5 protein-coding genes and 1 riboswitch are annotated in these 9,717 nt (G+C 28.6%); all 5 genes read right to left on the reverse strand.

What is annotated here, in order from left to right; translation table 11 throughout:
- Nucleotides 1-303: 303 nt before the first annotated feature.
- The 5 genes from CSGHG_RS20115 to CSGHG_RS06850 all read right to left on the reverse strand — a co-directional run bounded on the left by CSGHG_RS20115 (nucleotide 304) and on the right by CSGHG_RS06850 (nucleotide 9,338).
- A complete protein-coding gene (locus CSGHG_RS20115; RefSeq protein ID WP_010293663.1) occupies nucleotides 304-1,137 on the reverse strand; it encodes a leucine-rich repeat domain-containing protein in 834 nt (277 codons plus the stop codon).
- A 219-nt stretch (nucleotides 1,138-1,356) separates the two neighbouring features.
- Nucleotides 1,357-1,440: riboswitch (cyclic di-GMP riboswitch) on the reverse strand.
- Between the two features lie 165 nt (nucleotides 1,441-1,605).
- Nucleotides 1,606-2,415 (reverse strand): SLAP domain-containing protein, encoded by an 810-nt coding sequence (locus tag CSGHG_RS06835; RefSeq protein ID WP_010293664.1) that lies wholly within the window; start codon nucleotides 2,413-2,415, stop codon nucleotides 1,606-1,608.
- A gap of 1,885 nt (nucleotides 2,416-4,300) precedes the next feature.
- Nucleotides 4,301-6,460, reverse strand: coding sequence for a YhgE/Pip domain-containing protein (locus CSGHG_RS06840; protein ID WP_010293665.1), 2,160 nt, complete (start codon nucleotides 6,458-6,460; stop codon nucleotides 4,301-4,303).
- Between the two features lie 27 nt (nucleotides 6,461-6,487).
- Nucleotides 6,488-8,638, reverse strand: a complete 2,151-nt coding sequence (locus tag CSGHG_RS06845; RefSeq protein WP_010293666.1) for a YhgE/Pip domain-containing protein — start codon at nucleotides 8,636-8,638, stop codon at nucleotides 6,488-6,490.
- A gap of 82 nt (nucleotides 8,639-8,720) precedes the next feature.
- Nucleotides 8,721-9,338: a TetR/AcrR family transcriptional regulator gene (locus CSGHG_RS06850; protein ID WP_010293667.1), complete on the reverse strand. Its 618-nt coding sequence runs from the start codon at nucleotides 9,336-9,338 to the stop codon at nucleotides 8,721-8,723.
- Between the last annotated feature and the right edge of the window lie 379 nt (nucleotides 9,339-9,717).

The raw sequence follows: 9,717 nt of genomic DNA on the forward strand, positions 1-9,717 counted from the left end.
CTCTTAACTATTAATTCTTAACTATTAACTACCTTAAGGACCGGCTTTGATTGCTTTAGATTTTATTGATACCCTTTCGATTTAACTGTAAAAATAACTTATGGAAGACATGCTTTGGTACGCCTGTCCTTCTTGTTACGGTGCTACACCCTGAATCTAGCTCTAGTTTGTTTTATATCCTAAATTCAAATTCTACTCCCTTAAATTAAAAAGAAACTGGACTAACCCAGTTTCTTTCTTAACTCTTACCTCTTAACTATCTAACTCCAGTTTCCTATACCATTGTCCTTTGTGAATTTCTAATTAATTTTCCTCTATTAGATTTCCTCTTATATCTAAATCTTTTAGGCTTTTCATTTCCTTTATAGCTTTAGGTAATTTTTCTATATAATTTACTTTCAATGATAACACTCGTAAATTTTGCAAATTTGTTATCGTTTCTGGAATTTCTTTTAATTCATTAGCACATAAATATAACTTCTCTAATTTATCTAACTTTCCTATTGATTCTGGTAAATAAGTCAAGTTATTTGCTTGTACTATAAAATCTTCTAAATTATTTAATTCGCCTATACTATTAGGCAACACAGTCAATTGATTATCAGATAAATATAACTCCCGTAGATTTTTTAAGCTACCAATATTATCTGGTAACATAATTAATTGATTGTCATCTAATTCTAAAGTTCTTAGATTTTTCAATGCTTCTATTTCATTAGGAATAGTAATTAAATGATTACTATTTAAAATTAAAGCTTCTATATTTTCTAGATGTCTTATTCCATCTATATTAGATATACCTTTATCTTCTAAATCTAAGACCCCACTCATATTATTAAGATCGCCAACAGTAATCTCTGCATCAAAAGGTTTTCCTAACTTTTCATTCAATGCCTTTTTAAAATTAGGATCTGAAAACTTTACTATATCTGTTGTATTATCCTCTACAATATATTCTACATTATCTATATCTATTTTATATTTTTTATCATCCTCGACACACGTATCCTGATGGGTCCATTTAACCAACTGAGTATCTTTTACATTATCACAAGCTAATACATATTCTTTAGGTGCTAATATAATGCTACTTAATATAGCTGATAATATTATTAATTGTATTTTCTTCTTATTCAAAATTTTCCCCCCACTTCAAAAATACAAACTTTATATAACTTAACTCCATGGATTAATTTTAATTATTATTTAATACTTATTGTTGTAATATACATATCGACAAATTTAGATATTTATTAACACTTTTTTTACAAATTTTAAATATATACACTTTGTTTTTTCTAAAACCATTTATATTTTATAAATATTTTTAGAAAAAAAAACACGGCTAATATACATATATATACTAGCCGGTTGTATCATTAACTCCATATATTTCAGATACCCAAATACAAAATATACTTCATTGTTTCATATATAATTACAAAGTAATATAATTATTCAGTTTTATTAACAAAATTATACATTGTTTTCATTTCTTTTTCAATACTCTAAAAAATTCGCTGTTCATAACGATAATTTTATCACTCAAAGGAATAATCGTGCTTATGTAATATTTCTTTAGTAAAACATCATAAATACTTTATATTATCTTTTAAACTCTAAATTAAGCATACTTAAATCAAATTGACTTAACTCTTTATTACTGCAATCTATAATAAAACTAAATAATTTTGCTTTATTAGAATTCAACTCTATTCCATCTATTTCTAGAGTAGTTGTATGTATTATTTTATTATTCTTATCGTATATTGTTATAGGTAATTTTTCCACCTTAAATGTTTCATTCTTACCATTCCTAACTAAAAAAGTAACCTTTATTTTATTGTCTTTTTCCATATATACTTCATATGTAGTTAAATCAACTTGTCCCTTTTCTATTGGTGGCAATGTATTTAATGATTGTTTTAAAAACATCTGCATTTCAAAAGGTATATTTTCTATATCTTCATATTCAATATGTGCTATATTTAAAGTTTCTATTTGTTCACTAAATATAATTTTACAACCTTTATTTATATTTATATTTTCAGGCATGTTGGCCTTACTAAATAATATTTTATGTGGCCTTGCACTATAAGCTGGTACTTCGCCTAATGAGTCTAATCTAAAAGTTTCTGACACTAAAATATTTTCATTTTCATCAACCAACGTTAATGGCAAAGTAGTAAAGTGAAGATCATCCTTTGTAGCATTTCTAAAAAAAACTCCAATTTCAATGTTTTCACCATCATCAAAAACATAAGACGTTCTTATATTTACATCGTTTTCTCTTATACCATCAAACTCTTCTAACTCTTCTTCTAACATCATCTTTTTTATATCTGAAACTAAAGCTTCTTCATCTGGATGTAAAGATAACTTCAGTTTTACACAATTTACATCACTATTACTCATAAAAATCCTCCGTATATAATTATTACACCTTATCTTTATTGTTTTTATCCATATTTAGTCATACAGATATAATTATACCATCATTGACTAACATAATTAATAGCAAATGCAAATATAAAAAATTTATTTTTTTAACTTTATACCTCAATTAAGCAAGTAATCACAAAAAGTCCTACCACCATAACAAATTGAACTTTTTTAGTTAAAAGTTACAACGCTTCGCTAGTGAAAAGTTAACAGCTGTGGTTATTACTACTCACTTCGTTCATAGTAATGCTAAACGTACTTTTTTAATTTGGTTTTATTAACAAAATCTAAGTAAGCAATAAATTATGGTCTTAGCTCCATCACAAATGGGACAGGCACGGTAAATTTATTTTCTTCGCTAACATCTGATGCTCTTCTAAATTTATATTACTAACACAATAGTTCAAGGCCAGTCCCGAACCTCTATGCATCAAAGCTACTTTATTTCAAAGAAACTTGTTATCCAGTTTCTTCCTGAACTCTTAACTTTTAACTATTAACTCTTAACTATCTCAGGGACTGGCTAACTTTTTTTATTTACGGTAATTAAATTGTAAGAGCTACTCTCTATTTTATAGAGCTACCTTAGTCGTGCCTGTCCCATTTGTTACGGCTGTAAACCCTGAATCTAATTTTTTTTAATTTAATAGCATAAACTTAGAATTTACTCCCTTAATTTTAAAGAAAGTGGTTGCCACTTTCATCCTAAACTCTTAACTATTAATTTTTAACTTTTAACTATTTTAGGATCGGCTTTGATTGCTTTAGGTTTTATTGATAATTTTTCGATTTCACTGTGAAAATAACTTATGGAAGACATACTTTGATACGCCTGTCCTTCTTGTTACGGTGCTACACTTTGTTACTAACCTTTGTTCAGTTTTATATAGTGACTTTAAAATTTAATCTATTAAGCATTTATCTATAGTAAAGTAAAACTCCTAAGTAAGATATTTTTCTAAGTATAGCTCCATCACAAATGGGACAGGCACGGTAAGTTTATTTTCTTCGCTAACACATGATGCTCTCCTAATTTTTTATTTTTCCACTAATAAATCAAAGCCAGTCCCTAACAACTACGCTACATAGTAGCTACCTTGGGACTGGCTAACTTTTTTTATTTATAATAATTAAATTATAAGAGCTACTATTTATTTTATGGAGATACACCTTTCGTGCCTGTCCCATTTGTTACGGCTGTAAACCCTGAATCTAATTTTGTTTAATTTAATAGCATAAACTTAGAATTTACTCCCTTAATTTTAAAGAAAGTGGTTGCTACTTTCATCCTAAACTATTAATTCTTAACTATTAACTATTTTAGGACCGGCTTTGATTGCTTTAGGTTTTATTGATAATTTTTCGATTTCACTGTGAAAATAACTTACGGGAACTATACTTAGATACGCCTGTCCTTCTTGTTACGGCTGTAAACCCTGAATATATCTTCAGTTAGTTTAATCTCCCAAACTCAAATTTTACTTCCTTAAATTCAAAGAAACTGGCAGTCCAGTTTCAACCTGAATTATTAACTTTTAACTTTTAACTATTAACTCTTAACTATCTAAACTCCAGTTTCCTCCATCATTGTCAATTGTCCATTGTAAATTTTTTCAATTTATTCTTTTCCCATTGTATAACTTGTTACGGTGCTACACCTTGAATATATCTTTAGTTTATTTCATCTCCCAAATTCAAATTTTACTCCCTTAAATTCAAAAGAAACTGGACTAATGTCCAGTTTCTTCCTTACCTTTTAACTGTTAACTCTTAACTAGTTAAGTTCCAGTTTCTTTTTAAATTTTTACTCCCTAAACTCTTACTCCCTAAACTTTTTAAATTGTCCTTTGTCCATTGACTAAAGTCCAGATTCTTCAAATTTGTGTTCCATTCCATGGGATAGTTTGTGTAATGGTTTCTTTAAGAACCCTATCACTAAGAATATAAATATTATTAAAAATAAGAATAGAACATCTTTTTTTACATGTGAACCAATTGGTCCTGCTATTGCTTGTCTAAATCCGTCAATAGCGTACGTAAATGGCCACAATGGTTGTAACATACCAAATATCTTTGGATTAGTTTGTATTGGATATAGACCACCAGAACCTGCTATTTGCATTACCATTATTACTACGGCAACTGCTTTTCCTACATTTCCTAAAACAGATGCTAATGTATATATAATCATTACAAATGTTAATGATGAAAGTAATCCAAATGCCATCATTAATGGGAAGTTTGCTGGTTTTACACCTAATATAAATACATCACCTAACACAATAATTATAGTTTGGATTGCTGAAACAGTTAAAAATGTTAACATTTTTGCAAAGTGTCCCATCATAAATGAAAGTTTCTTATTGCTACCTTCTATTGGTTCACATTCTACAGTTAACATAGATGATAGTAACAACGCTCCAACCCATATAGCAAGAGTTGTATAGAATGGAGTTAATCCAATACCAAATGTACCAACTCCATAAAGCTCTGTTGCTTCTACTTCAATCGGTGAAGATATAAACGACCCCATAGTTTTTGGATCTTTAGACATCAAGTCAACCATATCATCTATATTCTTATCATTTAAATCTTTTGTTTTATCACTTAGCTTATCAACTTTCTCTTGAAAATCTCCTAGTTTATCTGTTAATTTATCTGCTTGGTCACTAGCTAACTTACTAGTGCTTATTCCAAAGTTAGTTAATGCAGTTAATCTAGGAACAACTCCACGTACCCCATTTAAAACAGAATCTATAATATTCATTCCTCCAGATACTTGATCACCAAGACTATTTAAAACATTTAATCCACTATCAAAGAATCTATTTGACAGATTACCTATGCTGTTAGAAACCTTTGTATTCGCTTCTGTTAAAGCATCTATCGCCATGTTTATATTTTCTTTCGTTTCGCCTTTATTTATAGCAGTCCTTACATCTTCTATTCTATTTTTTTGATCTACTAATGAAGATTGTATATTTCTAAATATATCTGTTATATCATCTAATATAGGACTGCCTAAAGCACCATTAATAGCCTCTAAATTTTCAATATTTCTATCTGTTATAGATTTTAATATATCCACCATAGTATCCATATCATCTAACACTTTGTTAGCATTCTCTGGTGAAAATTCATTATTTTTATCTCTTAACTTATTTAAAGACGATTGAATATTATTATTTATACTTTGCAATTCAATTACATCATTACTTAAATTATTTGATAAAGCACTTAAATTTTGCTGTGTGGTTGTTATTAACCCTTTACTAGCATTAGTAACTTGTTGAAGACTATCTATTTGATTAGTTATTAATGGCAAATCATTTTTAACCTGATGTAAATAAGTCTCAAAGCTCTTTGTATTTTTATTTGCAGTTGCGATATGGTCTTTCACACTTTGCAAATTATTATTTGTAGAAGTAATTACATCTTTTATTTCTAATATTTTCGGTTTATTATCTTCTACTTTAACCCCTAGTTCATTTAAAGTTTCAAAAGCTTTTTCATTTACTGTAGTTACAAAATTAGTTTTTATCTCATCTGTAACTTTACCTTTTACTGCACTAGTGATTTTTGTAGCAATGGCATTTGCCTTTTCATTGTTTTTATATATAATATTAGGTTTTTGAGGAGTAGTAGTTGTAAGACTTACTAACCCCTTAGAAAAATTGGCTGGTATCTCTATTAAAGAATAATATTTTCCTTCATTTAATCCATAATTAGCTTGCCATTCATCTAGAAAAATCCAATCTATTGAATCATTTTTCTTAAGGGATTCTATTACCTCATTACCTACATTAATAGTCTTATCATTTATTGTGGCACCTTCATCTTTATTTACTACAGCCACTGGCATATTTCCAGTGTTAGCATAAGGGTCCCAACAAGCTTTTATATTAACCCACGCATATAGGGATGGAATAATACAAAGTCCTATAATTATTATAAGCGTAGGTTTATTTGTTACTATTGCTTTTAAATCTTCACGCCAAACTTTAAAAATTTCCTTCAAATGCATTCACCCCCTCGAGTCACTTTATTATTCTGCTACTCTTGACTTTTTAAAACTATCTTCAAAACTTCTTACTTTGTTATGAAGCGGCTCTTTAAAGAAGAATCCTATTAGTAAAAATAGTATTGTGTAAATTATTAATATAACGAAATCTACTATAACACTACTCATAAGTGGACCTGCTACAGCCTCTCTAAACCCACCTACTGCATAAGTAAACGGGAAGAATGGTTGAAGTACTCTAAAGAACTTAGGATCTACTTGTATAGGATAAGTTCCTCCACATCCAGCAAGCTGAATAACCATAAATACTATAGCTATATCTTTTCCTATATTTCCTAGTACAGAAACTAAAGTGAATACAATAGTTGTAAATGCTATTGATGTAACAATACCAAATGCCAACATCAATGGGAAGTTTACAATATAAACATCTAAAAGCAGTTTATTTCCTAAAGTAACTATAGCTCCTTGAAAAACGGCTAAAAGTACAAAAGTCATTAACTTTCCAAAATGTCTTTCTCTTACTCTTATGTTTGCTCCACCTTCAAATTCTGGTGGTTCTGTTTTTAATATTGATACTAAAATTAAAGCACCTACCCATAATGCTAAAACTGAATAAATTGGAGTCATAGCTGATCCATAGTTAGGCACATGGAATACTGGTTCTTCCTTTAATTCAAATGGGCTAGAAATAAAATCTCCCATAAGACTTGAACTACCTTGCATTACACTTATAATGCCGATAATATCATTATCATTTATTTTTTCCAATTTATTACTTAGCTGACTTATAACATCTTTAAATGAAAGTAAGTCTTCCTTTAAATCAGTAGAAATTTTAGCAGCAAGCTCACTTCCTTCTGCTCCTGATTTTAGTAAGTTGTCCATTTGTGGAACCAAACCTTTAGATGTTTCTAAAAGCTTACATGCATCATCAGTAATACTTACAAAACTATTTGTTATTGTATTAAGCGCTGGTCTTGCATTTGAATCAAAATCACTTACAGCTTGGCTTATATGTGTATTAACATTTTTAATACTATTTAAAGTAGTTAACATAGCACTATCATTAATTTCACCAGTTGAACTCATTGAATTTTGTAAGTTTTCTACGTTACTTTTAGCTTCACTTAATGCATTTTCAGCATTATTTAAATAGGTTATATTATTCGAAATTGCTTGATTAGGTTGTGCCTTATTTACTTCCTCTAAAAATTTAATATCAGATGAAATAGAATTATTTAGTGTATTTATCTCTCTACTTATTTGAGATACATTTCTTTTTGAATCATTTGAACTTCTATTTGAATTTATACGCTCTGCTAAATCATAAATTCTATCTATAGAAGCTTTAGATTCTTTTAAACTAAGTTGCAAATTATCTATAGTATTATTAAAACTTTTTTCAGTATCTTGAATTATATTACCAGTACTTTGTGTGCTGTCTTGAATTCCTGATAAACTGTCTGTAATTGATGGTAAAGTTGCTCTAAAATCTGTTAGGAAGTCGCCTAAATTTTTAGCCGAACTATCTACCCCTTCTAACAAACCTGTTATAGAATCCATATTTTTATTTACAGAAATAATCGCCTTTTTTAAAGCAAGTATATCAGTTTTATTTTTTTCTGCATTCTTACCTAATATATTTAATTCGTTAAACACTTCTTCATTTACTGTACTTATGAAATTTGTAGTTATTTCATTTACTAATGAGCCTTTTGCAGCATTACTTATACTAGTTGCTACAGGATTTAATTTTGTGTTTACTTTATATTTTACTTTTGGCTTAATTGGATTATCTGATGTTAAACTTGTTAAATCCTCTGTAAAATCTTCTGGTATTTCTATCATGGCATAATAAGTCCCATCTACAACACCCATCTCTGCCTCTTTGGAATTAACAAACTTCCATCCAAGTTTATCATTATCCTTTAAATTATCTATTACATCATTTCCAATGTTTAAGTCCTTGTTTAAAAAGTTTGCACCTTTATCCTTATTTACTACAGCTACTGGAAAAGTACTTGTAGTTTCATATGGGTCCCAACTTGCCTTTATATTTACCCAGGCATAAAGAGACGGTAAAATACATACTCCTGCAACAATTAAAAGTGCTACTGGATTTTTTGTAATGCTCTTAAGGTCTCGCTTAAACACTTTTAACGCATCCTTCATCTTTAACCTCCATATTCATTGCTAGTTTCTAAATTTAAACTTGTTTCAAGGGCATATTATTTTAACATAATAATATAAAAACTTAATTTAAAATTCTTCTTATGCTTTCAAATAATATTGGTTTCATCTCCTCAATAGAAGCTGGTTCTTCTAATATAATTGAACTATAACAAACTCCACTGGTTAATTCAATTATTAAGAACAATAGTTTCTTAGCATCTTCGTTTTTAATATTCTCTTTTTCTTGTATTCTTGAAACAAATTCTTGATATATATGTTCAAACTCCTCATACTCTTCTCTCTCAGATATCCCTCTTTTGTATATACCCCAAGATAAATTCTTATGTATCAGTTTTAATAACTTTTTATCCTCTTTTAAATAGTCAATAATATAGTTGATAAAAAATATTACTTCTTCTGATAAATCATTAAACTTATTCTTGTTAGCTTGTTCCAAAGCTTTTTTTAAAATTAAACAACATTTGTTAAGTATTATAATCTCCCTTAAATAATACTTGTCTTTAAAATATAAATAAAAAGTACCCTTTGCAACTCCAGCCTCCTTTGTAATATCACTTATATATGTATCGTTTATACCTTTAGTTACAAAAAGATTATAAGCTACTTCCATTAAATTTTTCTTCTTCTCTAGCTTATTACATTCAGATTTTTTCAGTTTAGATTTGATCCCCTTACTCAACTTCATTCCCCTTTCAAAATGACCTTTAGTCATTTTTAATCATAAAATTATTATAATCCTCTTTTTTCAAAAAATCAACGATTTTTATGTCCACAAGTCATTTTTCTAATCTTTTAATAATTCATTTTAAACCGACAATTTCCCTTCCCCCTGAAAACACTTTGCAGCTGAAGTACTGGTTCTTTCCTCGGTAAATTATTTTATCTAGCCATTTTTATTGAGTACTAAAGTTTTTTATGGTGCTACAACTAAATGAACCTGTCCTTCTTGTTAGGGCTATGAACCATGAATCTAACTTTGTTTAATTTAATATTATAGAATTAGAATCTAATCCTCATAATTCAAAGAAACTGGCAGTCCAGTTTCAACCTGAATTGTC

The organism is Clostridium senegalense JC122, from assembly GCF_000285575.1.
Taxonomy (GTDB): domain Bacteria; phylum Bacillota; class Clostridia; order Clostridiales; family Clostridiaceae; genus Clostridium_J; species Clostridium_J senegalense.

Coding starts and splice junctions, on each gene's coding strand:
- CSGHG_RS06835 (WP_010293664.1), bottom strand. CDS start 2,415: ATGAGTAATAGTGATGTAAATTGTGTAAAACTGAAGTTATCTTTACAT.
- CSGHG_RS06845 (WP_010293666.1), bottom strand. CDS start 8,638: ATGAAGGATGCGTTAAAAGTGTTTAAGCGAGACCTTAAGAGCATTACA.